Origin of the sequence: Arenibacter palladensis, from assembly GCF_900129275.1 — a bacterium.
Taxonomy (GTDB): domain Bacteria; phylum Bacteroidota; class Bacteroidia; order Flavobacteriales; family Flavobacteriaceae; genus Arenibacter; species Arenibacter palladensis.
The window spans coordinates 55,299-75,602 of the sequence record NZ_FQUX01000009.1 but is presented as its reverse complement, the minus strand read 5'-3'; the positions used below and the strand labels follow the sequence as shown (position 1 = coordinate 75,602).

Below are 20,304 nucleotides of genomic sequence, written 5' to 3'. Positions count from 1 at the left end.
AACCTATAACCATAAAAACTAAAAATATCATTGGTGATTTCATGACTTTCAAATAACTACATACCAATGACTAATTAATTGTTTTTAATGTTTAATATCAATTAGATTAGGACGGAGTCCTTGTTTTAATGTCCGAACAACTAGTTTTAATTAGCCTGTGATTTATTCCAATAATATCGTATCTTGAGCTTCCCCGGATTTTTAAGGTTTATCAGTGTTTAAAAAAATGGGCAAACATTACTTCATAGCAATTTTCATTTTTTTTCTTGGCAGCCCTTTGCTATTAGGTCAACTTATAGACTTTGATAGAGACAATCCTTATGAAAAGGTATTTGTGGATACCGATAATTTTGGGGCCTCCTATCTGCAACAATTGGAAGATTTATATGTTCAGGCTCCTACGGATAGCCTACAATTCGAAATTCTGAATGATCTCGCCTACTATTGGCATACCCGCAATTTAATTAAGGCCTTAAATTTTACCGAGGAAGGACTAAAGTGTAGCTTGGCCAAGGGTGATATGCTTTGGCATGGCAGATTTCAAATTACGCAGGGTGCCATTCTATTGCGAATGGAAAAGTTGGATAAGGCCCAAGAGGTTTTGGAGGAGGCCAAAGCCAAGGTGCAGACCAAAGATTTGCCATTTTTAAACACACAACTGGGTTATGTTTATGAGCGTAGAGGGCAGCTGGACAAGGCAGCCGATTACGCCTTGGAAGGACTGCAGTTAGGAGAGGAGTTGAACGACAAAAAGGCTATAGCCTTGGCTTATAGTGATTTAAGCAATATTTTCTGGAAACAGGCTAAATACGATAAGGGTTTAAAATACGGTATTAAATCCGTTGTCATTTTTGAAGAAAGGGGAATAATTGATCTGGATTATGATTTTACCCTGTATGTGGTGGCCAACAATTTCCTAAAACTTAACAGATATGAAGAAGCATTAAAATATTATGAACATTCTTTGGCGATAGGGGAGCGCTACGGATTCTATAATAACTTAAGTGATGTTTATATCTCCCTAGTAGACCTATATGCATATTTAGGTAATTACAGGAAGGCTGAAAGTGCAGGCCTTAATGCTGTTAAGTACGCCACTTATTTGGATAACGATTTTATGTTGATGCGTTCTTGGTTATCTATAGGGAAACTGCAAAACCTTCAGGGAAAATATAAATATGCCATAGAAAGTCTTCAGAAATCGCTGGATGTGGCTACCGCCGAATTTGGAGACGAATACTATTTGAGTCAGGTGTACGAAGCTTTAGGAAAGGCTTATGCCGGAAACCATGATTATATGGAAGCCTATAAGGCATTTTCAAAGTATGATGGACTAAAAAAAGAAATCTTTACGGCAGAATCCGATCAACGTATAGCCCTGCTGCAAACGGAATTTGAGGTTGCACAGAAGGAAGACACCATACTTATGCAACAGGGAACCATAAGAAAGCAAAAAAGTAACCAGATGTTAACCTCCATTATCACTGGATTGTTATTGTTCTTGTTGATCGTGGGCTTTGTAGCCATAAGAATTAACCGAAGAAAGAATAAGCTTCTTCAACAACAAAACCAGGAAAAGGAATTTCTAATAAAGGAAATCCATCACCGGGTGAAGAATAACCTTGAGGTGGTCTCCAGTTTGCTTTCCCTTCAATCTTCCCATATAGGTGACAAAAAAATAAAGGACAATATGCTCCAAATCCAAAATCGGATTCAGAGTATGAGTATGATCCATCAAAATTTGTATCAGGGAAAGAATTTAGGGAGCATTGAGATGAAGAATTATTTCAATATTTTGGGCGATTATGTGCTGCAATCCTATGGTACGGAACAAAGGATCGTGATGGTCTATGATATGGAGGAGCTAGAATTAAATGTAGATATTGCAACCCCTATAGGGTTAATAGTCAACGAGTTGATTACCAATTCTTTAAAATACGCATTCCCCAATAATCTTACCGGCGTAATCACCATTAGATTGGTCCAAAAGCCTGAACATTTGGAACTCACTGTTACAGACAATGGTGTGGGTATTCAAAAAGGAAAGGAACTCAGTGGAACAGGATTTGGCACTCAATTGATAACGCTTTTAACCAAACAATTGGATGGCAAAATGGTCCTTCGCCAAAAGAAAGGGACTTCGGTTTCCTTTGAATTTCAAAATCACAAAGCAGCTTAATTATGGAACAAAAGACCCGGATTTTAATTGTAGAGGACGATATGATCATCGCAGCCAATATTTCTGTGCAACTCTCCAATTTGGGGTATGAAGTAATGGGGATTGAAACTAGGGGAGAGGAGGCCATTTTACATGCCACCGCTAATTGCCCAGATATTATTTTGTTGGATATTAACTTAAGGGGCAATATAAATGGTATTGAAGCTGCCGAACAAATTCAGAAATTTAAAAGGATTCCTATTATCTATCTTACGGCTAACAGTGACGAAGCTACTTTTGCCAAGGCAAAAGCTACACGCCCCCATGCGTTTATATCCAAACCATTTAATAGTTTAAATCTGCAGCGGATCATTGCCTTGGTGGTAGATCAAATAAAAGACAACAATATGGACACCCTTGAGGTCTCGGAAAATTTGGAGGTGCTTTCGGATCGAATTTTTGTTAGACATAATGGAAAAATGGTAAAACTACTTCTAGATGATATTTTGTATATAGAAGCAGATAGAAATTATAGTAATATAGTTACTTCAAACGGAAATTATTTGGTGAGTACTACCCTTAAGCTAGTGGAAAATGAAATGAAAAGCCAAACCTTTCTTAGGGTCCACCGATCTTATATGGTCAATATTTCCAAATTGGATGTAGTTGCGGATAACCATTTGGAAATAAACAGAAAAGTAATTCCACTCAGTAAATCCTTTAAGGAGCATCTACTGAAACATTTACACACTATTTAATTACCACCAAGTCAGATTAGCATGCTCTGGAATGCGTCCAAGTGTTATTAGTAGTTTTCTTTCGATGCCGCTATGCTTTGCCTTAAGCCAATTACCGTTTTTTCAATGCTTGGGTAAATATAAGTTTGTCTACGGACAATAGTGCCCTGCATTCGTCCTATTCTTCCCCAAATATTGGAATTTATTGATTAATATAATATGGGATATGGTTCAAGTCAACCTTATGTCCAAAATCGCTTTTGGGTATTGTTATAATGTTGAGTCAATAATCTCGAAAGAACTTTATTAATCCGTAAAACCTGATTATTATGAAAAATTTATTAATTCTTATAGCATTGTTGATGGTGGGCAACATGGCTGTGGCCCAGGAAAAATTGTACCTCGTGTTCGAGTTTATGAAGGTAGACAATGAGCAGGAAATGGAGTATAGTGCAACCGAGGAGTTTTGGGAAAAAATTCAAGAACAGCGAGTAAAAGCCGGTGATATTAGCGGTTGGGATCTATGGTCCCTGTATCCAGGGGGTGAGATGCAGGATTTCCAATATCTCACGGTAACTGTCTATAACGATCCCGTAAAGATGATGGATGGTAGCAGTTGGGCACATCTTATGGATAGGGCCAAGGCTGCCTATCCCAAAATGTCCGAAGCGGATCTTAATAAAAAATTAAATCATTCCTCCACTACTAGGGACTTGGCGGTAAGGATATTCTCTGTAGAAATAGCCACCACCAAGGGAGATTTTGATATGCCTATTGGTACGGTTGCCCAAATAGATATGATGAAGGTAGGTTTAATGGATTATGATGCTTATGAACAAGCGGAGATGGAAATCTTTCAGCCCATCCATCAAAAAGTTGTCGACTCCGGAGGCAAATCCAATTGGGGCCTTATACGCTTTATTTCTCCGATAGGAAGTGACACCTATGCCTCTCATATGACCGTAAGTATGTTCAAGGATTACAAGCAGGCCCTGAACCAAAATATTAATTGGGGAGAAGGGGCAACACCGGCCTCTACCAAAGCAATGCAGGATGGTATAGCGTTGAGGGACATGAAATATGTTTACATGGCCAATTTGATGCGCAAGGTACGTTGATCAAATACCCTCTTTTTAGTACAAAAAATAATAAAACCTATAATAGTAATATTATAGGTTTTATATTAGGTAGATAAACTTTCAATGAATATATATGGTCATTTCCATTAATAAAAAAAGACCATAGTACTTACTTTTTTAAGGTAATTGTAGTTTCCCCTTTGCCTATTATTATAATATCGGCCATATCCAAAAATAGGCCGGTTTCCACAATACCCGGAATTTGTTTAAGATTGCTTTCCAATAATTGGATATTTGAAACGTGTGCCATATCAAGATCCAAAATAAAATTGCCCTCATCAGTGACAAAATTACTTCCATCCTTGAGTCTTAATTTTGGATGTAACCCCATTTTTTGCAATAACTGCTCAATTTTTTTGGTAGCAAAAGGAATGGTTTCCACCGGAAGCTTAAAATCGCCCAACCTTTTTACTTCTTTTTTGGAATCCGCAATGATAATGACCAAATCGGAATTATAGGTTAATATTTTCTCCCTCAAAAGGGCGCCACCCCCTCCTTTTATAAGTTGCATATAAGGATCAAATTCATCGGTGCCATCAATATAAACATCAATGCCGTTGGTTTTTTCCAAGGTAGTAAGGGGTATCCCTAATTCCGTTGCCAATTTATTGGTATTTTCAGAGGAAGGTACCCCAACTATTTCTAATCCGTTCTGTACCAGTCTCCCCAATTCTTTAACCATGTGGGCTGCGGTTGAGCCTGTTCCCAAACCTACGGTCATTCCACTTTTAACATATTTTACGGCTTCTATGGCCGCAAGCTGCTTTTCTCTATCCAGACTCATTTTGTAATAATTGTGTATAAGAATTTTAAATACTACTCTGTTGTTATTTTTTTTGCTTTATCCTATTTGCAATTTCATGCGAACCTGGATTACTGGTTTTTTGCAATTCCTCTATTATTTTTGGATGGTCCTCAGGCCTTGTCTGAGATAACTTATAGGTTGCCTGTATTTCTGAAATGTTGATTTGAAATCCAATAATACCCTTAATTTGCCTCATGGTCTTATGGGACAAATTATGGATGGAAACCGGGTTGGCCGACGTTTTTTCGTATTTGTCCACCAATTTATGAAGGGAATCTAGAACTGCCCCTTCGTTTAATATTTGTATTTTACCGTAAACGTGCACCGCTATATAGTTCCAGGTAGGGACTTCCTCCTCCTTGTACCAAGACGAGGAAATGTAGCTATGTGGACCATTAAAAATGGCCAAGACCTCTTTGTCCTCCACAAAAGATTTCCACTGTGGATTGGCCTTGGAAATATGACCTACCAATATGTCCTTTCCTTCGGCATCAATATCCAATTCCATTGGAATATGTGTGGCCCAAGAACGGCCATCGGTTTGGTTGATTAAAATGCCAAAGCTGTTTTGAACTAAGAATTCCCGGACTTCATCCAGGTTTTCGTTTTTATAATGGGATGGGGTGTACATGATTTGCGTGGTGCTTAAGTGGTTAAATGCTCTAAACCCGATTTAATCCTTAACTGTTATTAAAACCGGTAAATGGTCCGAAATATGCATATTATTGGGCATTCTGTCATCTATATGCGTATAGGAAAGGACCTCAATATTATTTACAAAGATATAGTCTATTCTGTTTTCCATGACCCTGTCCTGATCAAATCCATTAAAAGTCCCTGTGGGCCCATAGAAAGGTTTTTTCGATATTTCCATAGCATCCGTTAAGTACTTTTTTAAGAATTGAATAGGCTGGGTGTCTGGAGTCAAATTTAGATCCCCCATTAGGAATACGGGAAGGTCGGAGGTGTTTATTTCTTTAATTTTTTTATAAATGAGTTCGGCAGAGTTTATCCTGGCCTGCATTCCCCTATGGTCGAAATGTGTATTAAAAACATAGAATTGTCTTTTAGTCCTTACATTTTCAAACAAGGCATAGGTGCAGATCCTCTCCATAGAGGCATCCCAACCCACCGATACTTTTTCCGGGGTTTCAGATAACCAAAAAGTATTCGTTTTTAATACTTTAAAAGAATCGGTATTATAGAAAATGGCCGAGTACTCTCCCTTTTGTTGACCGTCGTCCCGACCAACTCCCACATAGGAATATCCAATGAGGGCATTATTCAAATAATCCACTTGGTGGTGAAGGCCTTCCTGAATACCTATTATATCGGCATCATAGTGCTGAATTAGTTTGGCCAAAGATGCCTTGCGTTTATTCCAATTATTGATCGTATCAGAAGTATTATCGTACCTAATGTTAAAACTGATAAGATTGGTAGCTTGGGACAATGAGGTATTGGGAATTAAAAATATGCCCAAACCCATTAAGAAGGAGGTGAATACGCTTTTCATTAGATGTTTATCTTTAACTTTTAGAGTAAATCCTTTAAAAGAATAAATATCCTGAATTTTTTAAATACCTGCTAATCCTTTTGAGTATATATCACCGAAATAAAAGAAAAAAGGGGACTGATATTTTAATATCAATCCCTTTTTGGCCTATTATTTCTGTTTCTGTTACGGTTGTTATTTCGTCCGCCTCTAGGATTGGAATGTCCTGTCCTTGGTTTTTGCCTATTGTTGTGATGCTTTTTCTCTACCAAGGGTATCTCTTCCGATCCATCATCCACATAAGGGTGGTCCGCAATAACGGGTACCTGCTGGTTAATTAATTTTTGAATATCCTTTAGGTAAGGTCGCTCTTCCGCATCACAAAATGATAGCGCAACCCCACTGGCACTTGCCCTTCCTGTTCTGCCTATTCGGTGTACATAAGTTTCCGGTACGTTGGGCAGGTCATAATTAATCACCAAGGAAAGTTCTTCAACATCGATTCCTCTGGCGGCTATATCTGTTGCGATTAGGACCTTTAATTCCCCATCCTTAAAATCGCCAAGAGCTTTTTGACGTGCATTCTGTGATTTATTGCCATGTATGGCATCGGCCTTTATATCTGCTTTGGCCAATTGTTTTACAATCTTATTGGCACCGTGTTTGGTACGTGAAAAAACAAGGGCGGAATCATTTGGATCTTTTTCCAATAAGTGGATCAGTAGGTTGGGTTTGTTTTTTTTGGTAACAAAATAAACGCCCTGTTCTACTTTTTCCGCTGTTGCTTGTTGAGGTTTTATGGTAACGCGTTCAAAATCTCCCAATATTTTCTTTGAAAGTTCCACTATGGCAGGTGGCATGGTAGCGGAAAAGAAAAGGGATTGGCGATTTTCCGGCAGTTTGGCAATTATCTTTTTAATATCGTGGATAAAGCCCATGTCCAACATTTGGTCTGCCTCGTCCAATACGGCGTATTTAATGTCCTTTAAGGAAATAAAGCCTTGGTTCATTAAATCCAATAACCTTCCGGGAGTGGCAATAAGGACATCAACACCCTTTCTTAGGGCGTCTGTTTGTCTTCCTTGTTTAATACCACCGAAAATAACGGTGTTTTTTATTCCTGTGAATCGGGAATAAGAGGTGAAATTTTCCCCTATCTGTATGGCCAACTCCCTTGTTGGAGTCACTACCAGGGTTCTTATTTTTCGTTGTTGCGGATTGGCTTCCCTGTCCATCACCAATTGTTGTATGATGGGTATGGAAAACGCTGCTGTTTTGCCGGTTCCTGTTTGTGCGCAACCCAATAGATCCTTTCCTTTTAGTAATATGGGTATGGACTTTTCTTGTATCGGGGTTGGAGTTGTATAGCCTTCGGCCGTTAGTGCCTTAAGGATAGGCTCTATAATACCTAATTCTTTGAATGTCATGTAGTATGTAAAATATGCGGCAAAGGTAGGGGATTAGTTTGGATAAAACGTTTAAATCAAAAAAATAGACCTTAGAATCCAGCAACAGCGGCCTCTGCGCAGCGTTCCCCGTCCATCGCTGCCGATACAATGCCCCCAGCATAACCACCGCCTTCCCCGCAGGGAAAAAGTCCTTTTATTTCCGGATGTTCCAAATTTTCATTTCTTGGAATATTTACAGGGGAGGAGGTCCTTGATTCTACGCCCACAACATTGGCCTCTGCAGTGTAGTAACCTTTCATTTTTTCACCAAAGGCGGTAAAACCCGAACGTAGCCTACTACCAATCAGTTTGGGTAAAAGCGAATGCAGAGGAGCAGATTTCAATCCCGGCTGATACGAGGTAGGGTTAAGGTCGTTGGACAGTTTACCTTCCACGAAATCGGTAAGTCGCTGAGCAGGTGCAGTTTGTGTGCGCCCACCTGAAGTAAAAGCCAATCGCTCCAAATCCTTTTGGTATTCCAAGCCCTTCAATGCGCCATGCTGCTCGTATTTGTGAATATCGAGATCTACATTTATTTCAACTACAATACCGGAATTGGCAAAAAGGTTATTTCTTTTGGAAGGCGACATACCGTTGACCACCACTTCTCCCGGTGCGGTTGCCGCAGGAACTATAAATCCTCCCGGACACATACAGAACGAGTATACACCCCTGTCCTTCACCTGTTCCACCAGACTGTAGGAGGCGGCAGGCAGCAATTCATTTCGTTGCCCTTTACAGTGGTACTGAATACTATCTATAATATGTTGAGGGTGTTCTACCCGGACGCCCATGGCAAATGACTTGGCTTGTAAGGCAATATTTTTGTTGTTCAGCAAGTAATAGATATCGCGGGCGGAATGCCCTGTTGCCAAAATAACCCTTTCCGCTTGCATTTCGGAACCATCTTGCAGAACAATGGCTTTTATGGCGTTATTGACAATGGTAAAATCGACCACCTTGGTTTGAAAGTGTATTTCACCACCATATTTTATAATGGTTTCCCTTATGTTTTGAACCAGCTTGGGCAATTTGTTAGTGCCAATATGGGGATGGGCGTCTATAAGGATTTGTTCTGTTGCACCGTGAAAGACCAAATTTTCAAAAATTCTCCGTACATCCCCTCTTTTAAGGCTTCGGGTGTACAGCTTGCCATCGGAATAGGTACCGGCACCTCCTTCTCCAAAGCAATAATTGGAGTCCTCATTTACTATATGATCCCTATTGATGGCTTTTAGGTCCCGTCTACGGTCTTTTACATTTTTGCCCCTTTCAAGTACTATGGGCCTATATCCCAATTCTATACAGCGCAGAGCGGCATACATCCCGGCGGGTCCAAAACCAATAATGTGTATTTTCTTGGCTTTGGAAACATCCTTGTAATCAAACTTGTACTCCTTGTTTTTGGGAGCGGGTTCATTGATGTAGACCGAAACCTTATAATTAAAGTAAATGGTGGATTTACGGGCATCGATCGATTTCCTAAGTACGTTTACCGCAGAAATTTCCTCCATGGGAATTCCTAAATATTTTGAAGCTTTCTTTCTTAGGATATCGTCTACCGATTCTTCCAATAAAGTGGTCCTGAGCTGAATGTTTCTTACCATAGCGCAAAATTACTTTAATTAAAGTAATTATTTGTCCAAAAAATAGGACTCGTCTGTGTGTTCTTGGTTTGTTTAGGAGCTATACTCCTTTTTGTAGGACAACGGGGTTCTATTGGTAATTGCCTTGAACTGTTTGTTGAAATTGGACAGTGTTTGAAAACCGCTTTCGTAGCAGGCCTGACCAATATTCATTTTATCTTCAATCAGTAATTTGCAGGCGTATCCAATTCTAATTTCACTTAAAAATTCAGAAAAGGTCTTGTTCGCATGGATCTTAAAGTATCTGCTAAAGGAGGTAGGGGTCATATTGGCCAAAGAGGCCACCGTGCCCAATTCTATTTTGTTTTTGAAATTCTTCATAACATAGGCGTGTACATTGTTCATCCTTTCCGTATCCCCCTCCTTTAAAGAGTTGGTATAGCCCGGACTGGCCAGTACAGTGCTTTCAGTGGTGTTGGCAAGGCAGTTTAGAATTTTGAAAAGCTCAAGAACACTCTCCATGCCTTCAAGATGTAAAAGGTTGTTGATCATGCTGCGAATGGTGTCAGCTGTTCTACCCGTTACATCCAGGCCTCGCAAGCTCTTTTGGAACAATTGCCTTAGCTTGATCATTTCTTCCTTTTGCAATAAACTTTTGCCAATAAAATCGTCGTGAAAGTAAACTACGATTCCCTCGGACCATAAATTTTCCTCAACAGCGTACCCTTCATTGTCACTGCGCCACATATGGGGTAAATTTGGCCCTGTAAAGGTGATATCCCCTTCCTTAAAATGCTTTACATGGTCACCAATAAATCGGGTACCACTACCTTTTAATACCATAAATAGTTGATATTCCGGATGGAAATGCCAAATAGGGTCAAAATTAGGTTGACGCAACAATTTGGCAACAAAGGCGTGGGAGTTGGGAATGGGCGATTTTTGTAATGCGGATTTCACTAATGGGCAAGGGTTTTATTCTCCAAAAATACAGTTGTCAATCTTGGATATGTATCCTTAGGATTGTAATTATTTGTCAATAAATATAGGTAAAAATCATAATCAATGATATAATACAGTCAATTGTAGATAACATCGAGGATTCTTTGTGCTTTATTAATTGTTATAATTGTTAAACTTAAATACAACTAAATCATGAAAACCATACAGGCTAGTTTTGTTTGTTTACTTATTGTGCTTTCAACCTTGGTAAGTTGTGGTCCTTCTGAAAGGAAAAAGAAGGACGATCAACCCAGACGAATTGAGATGCTATTTTTGGGACATGCCCTAGAGCACCATAATTCTCGGGTATATATGCCTATTTTGGCCTCTGCCTTAACCCAAAGTGGTATAAACATCACTTATACGGAAGAAGTGGAAGACCTTAATCCAGAGAATTTGGCTCTTTATGATGGGGTAATAATTTACGCCAATCATGAAAATAGGTTTCCTGAACAGGAAAAGGCATTGCTGGATTATGTTGCGGCCGGACATGCATTTTTACCAATTCATTGTGCCAGTTTTTGTTTTAACGAGTCCGAAGAATATGTGGATCTTGTAGGTGGACAATTTAAAACGCACGGTACGGATACTTTTACGGCTAAAATAGTTGATAAGTCGCACCCCATCATGCAAAATATTAAGGAATTCTCTACCTGGGATGAAACCTATGTGCATGATAAATTGGCTAATGATATCACTGTTTTGATGGAAAGGGTGGAAGGGGAGCATCATGAACCTTGGACATGGGTAAAGCAATTTGGTAAGGGCAAAGTGTTCTATACCGCCTATGGACATGATGAAAGAACATGGAGTAAACCTGGATTTCAAAACCTGATCAAAGAGGGAATTCTATGGGCGGTAGACGACCAAGTTAAAAAGAACTGGGCAGAATTTTCTAAAGACATACCAACCTTGGAGTACAAGGAGATGGCCAATATCCCGAATTACGAGAAAAGGGATCCCGCACCAAAATATCAATTGCCTTTAACTCCAAATGAATCGGCGAAATTAATCCAGGTCCCAAGTGGGTTTAAGTTGGAGCTGTTTGCTTCGGAACCCAATATTATTAACCCTATAGCTATGAATTGGGATGAAAAAGGTAGGCTATGGGTAATAGAGACCGTTGATTATCCCAATACAGTGCGGGACGATAAAGGCTCGGGAGACGACAGAATAAAAATATGTGAAGACACCGATGGGGATGGTAAAGCGGACAAGTTTACCGTATTCGCAGAAAACTTAAATATACCTACCAGTTTTACTTTTGTCAATGGGGGAATATTGGTTTCACAGGCACCTTATTTCTTGTTCTTAAAGGATTCCGACGGTGATGACAAGGCAGATATAAAGGAAGTTGTAATGGATGGATGGGGAGTTTTTGATACCCATGCCGGGCCTTCCAACCTTCAGCGTGGTATAGACAACAATATCTATGGTGTAGTGGGTTATTCAGGATTTAAAGGAAATATTTCGGGTGAAAACTTCGATTTTGGCCAAGGAATATATCGTTTCAATAGCAACTTTGGCAATTTTGAATTTTTGACCAATACCAGTAACAATACCTGGGGATTGGGGATTACCGAGGATAATTCCATTTTTGCTTCCACAGCAAACAATACCCATAGTGTGTTTATGGGCATCCCCAATAAGAACTTGAAGGATGTGAAAGGCATTTCATTAAAAGGGAGTTCAAAAATAGATGGTCATTACGCAATGTTGCCCATAACCCAAAATATTAGGCAGGTCGATGTTTTTGGGGGTTTTACCGCCGCAGCCGGCCACCATTTTTATACGGCACGAACCTATCCTGAAAAATATTGGAACAAGTATGCTTTTGTGTGCGAACCCACGGGAGGAGTAGTGCATATTGCCAAAATTGAAACGGATGGTGCAGGGTATTTGGAAAAGGATGGTGGCAATTTAATGGCCAGTTCGGATGAATGGTTTTCCCCCGTTGAGGCAAAAGTGGGGCCAGACGGCGCTGTTTGGGTATTGGATTGGTATAATTTTATTATTCAACATAATCCCACGCCCAATATAGACAGAGGGGGCTATGATGCAGTAAACGGACTGGGGAATGCCTATGAAAATCCACTTCGCGATAAATCCAAGGGTCGTATTTGGCGAATTGTGCCCAAGGATGCGGCGGATTATCGAAAGCTGACTTTGGACCGCGAGGATTCTAAAGCTTTGTTGAAAGCACTGTATAACGACAATATGTTTTGGCGTATGACCGCCCAGCGCTTATTGGTTGAAAATGGAAATACGAATGTTGTACCGGAGCTAATAAAGTTGGTCAGCAATACCAAAGTGGATGCTTTGGGGCTTAATCCGGGCGCTTTGCATGCCTTATGGACTCTTGATGGACTTGGGGTTGTTTCTTCAAATTCAGAAGCCATGGAGGTGGTTAAAACAGCTGTAAAGCATCCCTCCGCTGCGGTTAGAAAGGCTGCCATCCAAATATTGCCTAAAAGCGACTCTTTGGATGCACTTTTGTTGGAGGCCAATGTGCTCATGGACAACGATCCGGGTGTGCAATTGGCGGCACTTATCTATTTTTCCGAAAGGGAGCCTAAGGAGGAAGTAGGGCAACAATTGTTCGAATTGAGTAGGAATGAACAAGTGTTGGCCGACGATTGGTTGGCAAAGGCACTTTATGCTGCAGGGAGTAAGCACCATAAAGGATTTATCACCGCTTTCCAGTCTGCCAACCCCAATTTTAAAATGGGATCGACCGAAAAAAATCAAAGGCAGGCAGTTGGACTTGATGATTCGCAATGGAAAACCATGCTTCTTCCCCAATTTATAGAAGATGCAGGATTGCAGATGGATGGTATAGTTTGGTTTCGCAGAAATCTTAACCTGCCTTCAGATGTAGCTGCCAAGTCGGGTACTATTTCTCTAGGGCCCATAGATGATTCCGACAAGGTTTATGTTAATGGTGAGCTGGTAGGGGCAACCGAGAAGGATTATCAGGCCAATAGGGTGTATCAAATTCCATCAGGGATATTGAAAGAAGGCAAAAATTCTATAGCCGTCCGGGTAGAGGATACTGGCGGTGGCGGAGGGATCTGGGGTAAAAAAGAACAAATGTTTTTAAAGACAGGCCAATATAGTGTTTCGTTGGCAGGGGATTGGAGATACGAAGTGGAATTGGACTACTCCAATAGTGCCAAAAGCGCTTTTGCGGATAAACCCTTGGCTCAGCTATTGGTAGAAACGTATATTAACGAGGTGGATGTGGGCGCGGACAGTACCTCGGGCAGCAGTTCGAGTGCTGTGACCATTAATATCAAGACCATTAAAAACGAGATGAAATATGATATCACGGAGTTTGTCGTAGAAACAGGAAAACCCGTTGAACTTGTATTTGAGAACACAGATTTTATGCAGCACAACCTGGTCATTACCAAGGTAGGTGAAAAGGAAAAAGTGGGGATGGCCGCCGATAAATTGGCCATGGATCCCAATGGGGCAGAGAAAAATTATGTTCCTGAAATGCCTGAAGTGCTTTTTGCCACAGCCATTATTAACCCTGAAGAAAAGGTTGTCTTAAAATTTATAGCTCCCGAAGAACCAGGAGATTATCCTTTTATCTGCACCTTTCCCGGCCATTGGCGAATTATGCAAGGGGTTATGAAGGTAGTCAAGGCAAAATAAATTAGAAAATCACTAAAATGTATGAGCATAAAAAATTGTAAAATAAGATATTGTAACATTTTACTTAAAGCAATAATTATATAATGACTGATAATGTAAAATACGGAGTAAGCACCTGGCTTTGGGAGTCACCTTTCAATACCCAATCCATTGCCTTGTTTCCGAAAATTAAAGGCATGGGGTATGATTTAGTGGAAATTCCAGTGGAAGATCCCGAATTGATCAATGGGCAATTGGTAAGGCAAGCTCTTGAAGATAATGGATTGGAGGCTGTTGTTTGTGGAGCATTCGGGCCTACCAAGGATTTGACCCATGAGGATAGTGCGGTGCATCAAAATTGCTTCAACTACATAGAAAAATGTTTCCAGCTGTGTAATCTGTGGGAAGTGGATTTTTTGGCCGGACCCATGTATGCCGCAGTAGGCAAAGCAAGAATGCTTCCTTTGGAAGATCGAAAAAAGGAATGGGATCTGGCTGTGACCAATATAGGCAAAGTATGTGCTATGGCTAAAGACCATGGATTGTCCATTGCTCTGGAACCGCTAAATCGTTTTGAGTCGGACATGATCAACACTGCTGAAGATGTAATGCGTTTTATTAGAGATGTTAATTGTAGTAATGCTAAAGTATTACTTGATGGTTTTCATATGACCATTGAGGAGAGTAACTTATCCCAAGCCATAAAGATTGTGGGGGATAGGTTGTTGCATGTGCAGGTTTCGGAAAACCACAGGGGTATTCCGGGGACTGGTCTAACCCCTTGGGTCGATTTTGCAGAGGGATTAAAAGCTATTGGGTATAAAGGGGCGATAGTCATAGAAAGTTTTACTCCAGAGATCAAGGAGTTGGCAGGGGCAGTATGTATCTGGAAAAACTTGGCAAAGAGTCAGGACGAATTTGCCTCCCAGGGAATTGAGTTTTTAAAAAGAACGTTTAAATAAAAAATAGTTTAAGATGAGCACTAAGAAAGTAAATATCGCTATTGTAGGATTGGGATTTGGAGCTGAATTCATTCCTATCTACCAAAAGCATCCAAACGCCAATTTGGTGGCTATATCACAAAGAAATCCTGATAAATTGAAGGCGTTGGCCGATGCGTTCGATATTGAAAAAAGATATACTTCCTACGATGAATTATTGCTGGATCCGGAAATAGACGCAGTTCATATCAACACACCTATTCCAGACCACGGCATACAGTCTATCAAGGCCCTAAAAGCAGGAAAGCACGTGGCCTGTACGGTGCCTATGGCCACTACAGTGGAGGAATGTAAGGAAATAGTACGCCTAACGGAGGAAACAGGCCTAACCTATATGATGATGGAGACCGTGGTATATGCTAGGGAATTTTTGTATATGAAGGAGTTGTATGAGAAAGGTGAGCTAGGTAAGGTACAGTTTTTAAAAGCGAGCCATCAGCAGGATATGGACGGTTGGCCAAATTATTGGCCCGGTTTGCCTCCAATGCATTATGCTACACACTGTGTAGGACCTGTTCTAGGCCTTTTGCGCAGCGAGGCGGAGTACGTGTCTTGTTTTGGGTCCGGAACCATACGGGAGGAGTTGATTCCTCATTACAACTCGCCGTATGCGGTGGAGACCACACATATTAAATTTCGGAATTCAGATTTAAGCGCACAGGTCTATCGTTCACTTTTTGATGTGGCAAGGCAGTACAGGGAAAGTTTTGAAGTGTATGGTTCAAAGAAATCGGTAGAGTGGCCCCTTATTGAGGGGAAGCCATTGGTGTTGCATACTGCCAAAAAACCGGAGCCAGAGATTCCAGAGGAAGTGGAAAGCCCGGATTTCGCAAAATTATTGCCCAAAGAAATACAACACTTTACAACCCAGGGCGTGTATGATTCGGAAGAGCATCAACATCTTTCATTTACACAGGGGGCTGGTCATGGGGGCTCGCATCCACATTTGGTGCACGAATTTGTAAATGCACTGATTCAGAATAAGGCGCCATATCCCAATGCAAAACAATCTGCCAATATTACCTGCGTGGGAATTTTAGCGCATGAGTCTGCCCTTAAAGGAGGGGAGTTGATTAAGATTCCCGAGTTCACATTGTTGGATAAATAGTTTATTTAAAACATTCTATGTGATAAAATGTAAAGTGATATTTTAAGTGTATTTGGAAGGATTTAGTGGGTTTTATTTGAACGGGAATAATGATTTGGGTTAATTTTTTTTCAAAAAAAGCGTTATTTATTTGAAAATATTCCCTAAATTTAACATTCATAAGTAAGACTTAAAAAATAAGTTATTTGGTAAAAAGCCTATTTTTTAACTTTTAAAAGAGGACGTAGGGGTGCGTCCTCTTTTTTATTTTAAGGATATTCATCTCTCCTGGAACAAAAACCCCAAAGCTGTATCAGTTTGCATTGTCATGTTGACATCCGTTCAATAGTTGTCCATTAATGGGTGGAAGACTCTATTTGGTGGCAGTAATTTCTCCGTTATAAGTGATAATCCAGATAAAGGTAAATTCAGATTTAGGGTTTGAGTTAATTTTTTTTCAAAAAGAAACCATTTCTAAGGGAATAAACTTTAACTTTATAATTCATAAGTTAAGACTTGAAAAATACTTTTCTTTAAAAGAAACTATTTTTTGAAATTTTAAAAGAGGACGTAGGGGTGCGTCCTCTTTTCTATTTATGGTTATTTCCTTTCCAGTTCATCCCGTGAAATCTACAGTTCGGTAGATCCAATTTCCCGGCCTTTTTTATTTGAGCCACATTTGTGCAATGAATACATTACATAAAATTAAGCTATGCATAAGGTAATATTGATAATTCTAGCAACAGTGGTCAACGAAATGGCTGCAGGATGTGATCAAAGTAAATTGGTAAGTAACCAAATCTTAACTCCTTTAAATCAATACAGTGGGAAAAATGAATATGCTAAAGTAGTGGGTAAGGAGGCATATTTTTATCGTGTAAATCCCTTAAGCTGTCTTCCATCGGAACTTGAGCCGTCATGGAACTTTTTAGTAACTTTAAACCAGGAGCTTTCTATTGTTACGATGCCCATAAAGTGAGTTTTGGGGCTTGTGAAATAATGGATGTAAATAATGCCGAATGATACGATTTATTAGACATTTAGGAAATGCACTGTTTATAGGCACCTTGCTATATTTTGTGTTTCTTGCTGTATTCTTTTTTATGGGAGAATTTGATGGTGGCTTTAGTTTTCAAAGGGCTTTGGAAGAGTACTATACCAACATGATTTTTGCTGTAATCCTTTATATGGTGAATGCGTACTGGATTCAGTTCCTTATAGTTAAATATGGGCAACAGATGTATAGGGGGAAACGTTTATTGCTTGGAATTTCAGGTAATATAGTCTTCTCTTTGATAGGGATATTTTTCTCCCGTTTAATTGTGAAGATGGGGATTGAGGATTTGCCCTTCTCTGTTTTTGTGGTAAATGAGAATTTGGGACATTACAAAGTCTCTCTCTTATTGGCTATTCTTATTTCTGCAATTTTTTATTTGGCTTGGTACTTTAAACATAGGCAGGAGAACAAGGTAAAGGAGCAGAAAATAATTGCAGGTACTGCCTCTGCCAAGTTTGATGCCCTTAAGAATCAGTTGGATCCACATTTTTTGTTTAACAGTTTAAACGTGCTTACCAGTTTAATCGAGGAAGATCCCTTGCAAGCGCAAAAATTCACAACTTCGCTTTCTAAAGTATATCGATATGTCCTGGAGCAAAAGAACAAAGACTTGGTAACCGTGGATGAGGAGCTAGCCTTTGCGGAAACTTATGTGCGGTTGTTAAAAATGAGGTTTGAGGATAGTATAATTTTCGATATTCCCGAAAAAGGCAATGATGCGGAGGCGAAAATTGTACCCTTGTCCCTTCAGCTCCTATTGGAAAACGCTGTAAAGCATAACGTGGCAACCGTTCTAAGGCCTTTGCGGATAAAAGTATATGAAGAGGAGGGTATGCTTTGTGTATCCAATAATCTTCAGGAGAAACAGGTGGTTAAAAAAACCAGTGGGGTTGGACTCAGGAATATTCAGGAACGATACCAAATGTTATCCAATAAAGATGTTCAGATCGGAAAATCTGCTACCGAATTTACGGTAAAACTCCCGATACTCAGGGAGCGGATTGGAGTTATGGAAACACATGAAGTGTTTTTGGAGGACAAACGATATCAAAAAGCTAAAGAGCAGGTAGAGGCTATAAAGGGGTTTTACGGTAATCTGATATCATATTGTGTGGTATTGCCCATCTTGGCTATACTCAACTATAAAACCACTAGTTTTCCCTGGGTGCTTTTTCCTGCCGTTGGATGGGGGTTTGGTGTGGCCCTTCATGCTATGGAGGTTTTTGGTTATAATCCGTTCTTAGGTAGAAACTGGGAAGAACGGAAAATTCAAAAGTATATGGATGATGAGAACTTTTAGGGTTACGGTACATCCTGTAAATTCAACAATTCAGAAGTTTATTTTTGAAAAACTATATGCTGTTACCGAATTTTGAATAAAATTTAAATCATGGAAAATATAGATAAGGAAAACAAATATTTCAGGGCCAAAGAAAGGGTTGGTGCCATTAAGAAGTTCTATACGAGCCTAATGTCCTATTTTGTTTTCATAGGGTTTTTGGCGGCCTTAAATTACTGGACCAACCAATGGCGATACCCGTGGTTCCTATGGGCGGCCTTTGGTTGGGGGATTGGCCTGGTGTTTCATGCCGTAAAAGTATTTGGTTTAAACCCTTTCTTTGGAAAGAACTGGGAAGAACGGAAAATTAAGGAGTATATGCAGGAGGAAGAAAGGAGGGACAGATGGAAATAATGGATTACGATAAGGAAAATAAATTGGAGCGCGCCAAAAAACAGGTGGCGGAGTTAAAGGGGTTTTATGTTCACCTTGTGGTGTATCTGGCTGTTAATGTGTTTGTTACTGTAGTTATGATTTTGGAAAATTTAGGCAATGGGGAGTCCTTTTTGGAGGCATTTTGGGACTTTGGGACTTTGGCAGTGTGGTTATTCTGGGGTATCGGGCTCCTGTTTCATGGTTTAAAGGTGTTTTCTTATAATCCATTTTTCAACAAGGAATGGGAAGAAAGGCAGATCCGCAAGTATATGGAGAAAGAAAAACGTGAAGCTGAAAAATATAAATAATGGCAATGGATAAGGGTAATTTGGAGAGATATATTAGGGCTAAAAAGCGAGTGGATATACTTAAGAATTTTTATGCACATATTGCTGTTTACTTGGTTATGAATGTGCTTCTTTTTGTTTTTAAAGGGAGGATCGTGAGTTTCTTTGTAGATAATGGAGTGGAGGATCAAGGGTTTTTGAATTGGATGGAATGGAATATGGTCTTTATTCCTATTGTTTGGGGGGTAGTCCTTTTGGTGGCCGGGATTTATTTTTTGAAATTGAAACCCGGGTTCATTAAAAAATGGGAGGAAAAGCAATTGCGAAAATACACAGAGGAATAAGAATAGGGGAATCGTACCATAAACTAAAAACCAATTAACCACTATAATGAACGCAATTATAATTGAAGATGAAAAGCCTGCCGCCAGAAGATTAGGGCGATTATTGACCAATTTAAAGGTAGAGGTTTCCATTATGCTACATTCTGTTGAGGAGGCCATTGAATGGTTTCGGGATAATAAACATCCAGACTTGATTTTTTTGGATATTCAACTTTCGGACGGTTTGTCGTTTGAGATTTTTGAGGCTGTGGATATTCAAAGTTCGGTAATTTTTACCACGGCATATGATGAATATGCCTTGCAGGCATTTAAGTTGAATAGTATAGACTATTTGTTAAAACCTATTGATGGGGAGGAGTTGGAAAATGCCGTAAAAAAGTACCTTGTTTTTAGGCCTGAAAAACAGAAATTATCGCTCGATTTCGAGGATATAAAAAAGTTGTTGGTAAACCCATTGGAGCGGGAATACAAAAAGAGGTTTACAGTGAGTGTAGGTCAGCATCTAAAAATTATTAATGCGGAAGAGATAGAATGTTTTTACAGTGAGAACAAAGGCACCTATGCTTCTACTACTGATGGAAGAAATTACCTGCTGGACCTTACTTTGGAAAACTTGGAATCGGAACTTCACCCTAACTCCTTTTTCAGGGTGAGCAGAAAATTCTACGTGAACATAAGCCATATAAAAGACATTGTTTCCTATACCAATTCTAGGTTGGAAATCAAATTAAACCGCTTTAATGGTCAGGAAATAATAGTTAGTAGGGAAAGGGTAAAGGACTTTAAGTTGTGGTTGGAGTAATGT

At 39.7% G+C, this 20,304-nt stretch carries 18 protein-coding genes; 12 read left to right on the top strand and 6 right to left on the bottom strand.

The features are described from left to right. The first annotated feature begins 226 nt into the window (after positions 1 to 226). From BUA60_RS19100 to BUA60_RS19090, 3 genes are all read left to right on the top strand, one after another. Positions 227 to 2,179 (top strand): histidine kinase dimerization/phosphoacceptor domain -containing protein, encoded by a 1,953-nt coding sequence (locus BUA60_RS19100; protein WP_072864554.1) that lies wholly within the window; start codon positions 227 to 229, stop codon positions 2,177 to 2,179. Positions 2,180 to 2,181: 2 nt separating this feature from the next. Next, complete coding sequence (locus tag BUA60_RS19095) at positions 2,182 to 2,916, top strand: LytR/AlgR family response regulator transcription factor (protein WP_072864553.1); 735 nt, start codon at positions 2,182 to 2,184, stop codon at positions 2,914 to 2,916. Positions 2,917 to 3,224: 308 nt separating this feature from the next. After that, the gene (locus BUA60_RS19090) at positions 3,225 to 4,013 is read left to right on the top strand and encodes a hypothetical protein (protein ID WP_072864551.1); all 789 of its coding nucleotides are present in this window, start codon (positions 3,225 to 3,227) and stop codon (positions 4,011 to 4,013) included. A gap of 130 nt (positions 4,014 to 4,143) precedes the next feature. On the opposite strand, the gene rpiA is transcribed toward BUA60_RS19090, so the two are convergent. The 6 genes from rpiA to BUA60_RS19060 all read right to left on the bottom strand — a co-directional run bounded on the left by rpiA (position 4,144) and on the right by BUA60_RS19060 (position 10,328). After that, a complete protein-coding gene (rpiA, locus tag BUA60_RS19085; RefSeq protein ID WP_072864549.1) occupies positions 4,144 to 4,818 on the bottom strand; it encodes a ribose-5-phosphate isomerase RpiA in 675 nt (224 codons plus the stop codon). A gap of 43 nt (positions 4,819 to 4,861) precedes the next feature. Next, positions 4,862 to 5,470 carry an FMN-binding negative transcriptional regulator gene (locus tag BUA60_RS19080; protein ID WP_072864546.1) on the bottom strand — a complete coding sequence of 203 codons (609 nt, stop codon included), beginning with the start codon at positions 5,468 to 5,470 and terminating at the stop codon, positions 4,862 to 4,864. A 42-nt stretch (positions 5,471 to 5,512) separates the two neighbouring features. Further along, positions 5,513 to 6,355 carry an endonuclease/exonuclease/phosphatase family protein gene (locus BUA60_RS19075; RefSeq protein ID WP_072864544.1) on the bottom strand — a complete coding sequence of 281 codons (843 nt, stop codon included), beginning with the start codon at positions 6,353 to 6,355 and terminating at the stop codon, positions 5,513 to 5,515. A gap of 131 nt (positions 6,356 to 6,486) precedes the next feature. Beyond that, the gene (locus BUA60_RS19070; RefSeq protein WP_072864542.1) at positions 6,487 to 7,761 is read right to left on the bottom strand and encodes a DEAD/DEAH box helicase; all 1,275 of its coding nucleotides are present in this window, start codon (positions 7,759 to 7,761) and stop codon (positions 6,487 to 6,489) included. Positions 7,762 to 7,832: 71 nt separating this feature from the next. Beyond that, positions 7,833 to 9,389: an NAD(P)/FAD-dependent oxidoreductase gene (locus tag BUA60_RS19065; protein WP_072864540.1), complete on the bottom strand. Its 1,557-nt coding sequence runs from the start codon at positions 9,387 to 9,389 to the stop codon at positions 7,833 to 7,835. A 72-nt stretch (positions 9,390 to 9,461) separates the two neighbouring features. Beyond that, positions 9,462 to 10,328, bottom strand: coding sequence for an AraC family transcriptional regulator (locus BUA60_RS19060; RefSeq protein ID WP_072864539.1), 867 nt, complete (start codon positions 10,326 to 10,328; stop codon positions 9,462 to 9,464). Between the two features lie 195 nt (positions 10,329 to 10,523). On the opposite strand from BUA60_RS19060, the gene BUA60_RS19055 reads away from it, so the two are divergent. The 9 genes from BUA60_RS19055 to BUA60_RS19015 all read left to right on the top strand — a co-directional run bounded on the left by BUA60_RS19055 (position 10,524) and on the right by BUA60_RS19015 (position 20,301). Then, positions 10,524 to 14,030, top strand: a complete 3,507-nt coding sequence (locus BUA60_RS19055; protein ID WP_072864537.1) for a PVC-type heme-binding CxxCH protein — start codon at positions 10,524 to 10,526, stop codon at positions 14,028 to 14,030. Between the two features lie 83 nt (positions 14,031 to 14,113). Next, positions 14,114 to 14,971, top strand: a complete 858-nt coding sequence (locus BUA60_RS19050; protein WP_072864535.1) for a sugar phosphate isomerase/epimerase family protein — start codon at positions 14,114 to 14,116, stop codon at positions 14,969 to 14,971. 13 nt (positions 14,972 to 14,984) lie between these two features. Beyond that, on the top strand, positions 14,985 to 16,118 hold the full coding sequence (locus BUA60_RS19045; protein WP_072864534.1) for a Gfo/Idh/MocA family oxidoreductase: 1,134 nt from the start codon (positions 14,985 to 14,987) through the stop codon (positions 16,116 to 16,118). A 691-nt stretch (positions 16,119 to 16,809) separates the two neighbouring features. After that, a complete protein-coding gene (locus tag BUA60_RS19040; RefSeq protein WP_072864533.1) occupies positions 16,810 to 17,076 on the top strand; it encodes a hypothetical protein in 267 nt (88 codons plus the stop codon). A gap of 40 nt (positions 17,077 to 17,116) precedes the next feature. Continuing rightward, entirely contained in the window at positions 17,117 to 18,454 is a 1,338-nt protein-coding gene (locus BUA60_RS19035) for a 2TM domain-containing protein (RefSeq protein ID WP_072864532.1), read from the top strand. Positions 18,455 to 18,544: 90 nt separating this feature from the next. After that, positions 18,545 to 18,847, top strand: a complete 303-nt coding sequence (locus tag BUA60_RS19030; RefSeq protein WP_072864531.1) for a 2TM domain-containing protein — start codon at positions 18,545 to 18,547, stop codon at positions 18,845 to 18,847. Further along, complete coding sequence (locus BUA60_RS19025) at positions 18,838 to 19,176, top strand: 2TM domain-containing protein (RefSeq protein ID WP_072864529.1); 339 nt, start codon at positions 18,838 to 18,840, stop codon at positions 19,174 to 19,176. Before BUA60_RS19030 ends, BUA60_RS19025 begins: the two co-directional genes overlap by 10 nt. Further along, positions 19,176 to 19,499, top strand: a complete 324-nt coding sequence (locus BUA60_RS19020) for a 2TM domain-containing protein (RefSeq protein ID WP_072864527.1) — start codon at positions 19,176 to 19,178, stop codon at positions 19,497 to 19,499. Before BUA60_RS19025 ends, BUA60_RS19020 begins: the two co-directional genes overlap by 1 nt. A gap of 46 nt (positions 19,500 to 19,545) precedes the next feature. After that, on the top strand, positions 19,546 to 20,301 hold the full coding sequence (locus tag BUA60_RS19015) for a LytR/AlgR family response regulator transcription factor (protein WP_072864526.1): 756 nt from the start codon (positions 19,546 to 19,548) through the stop codon (positions 20,299 to 20,301). Positions 20,302 to 20,304 lie beyond the last annotated feature (3 nt).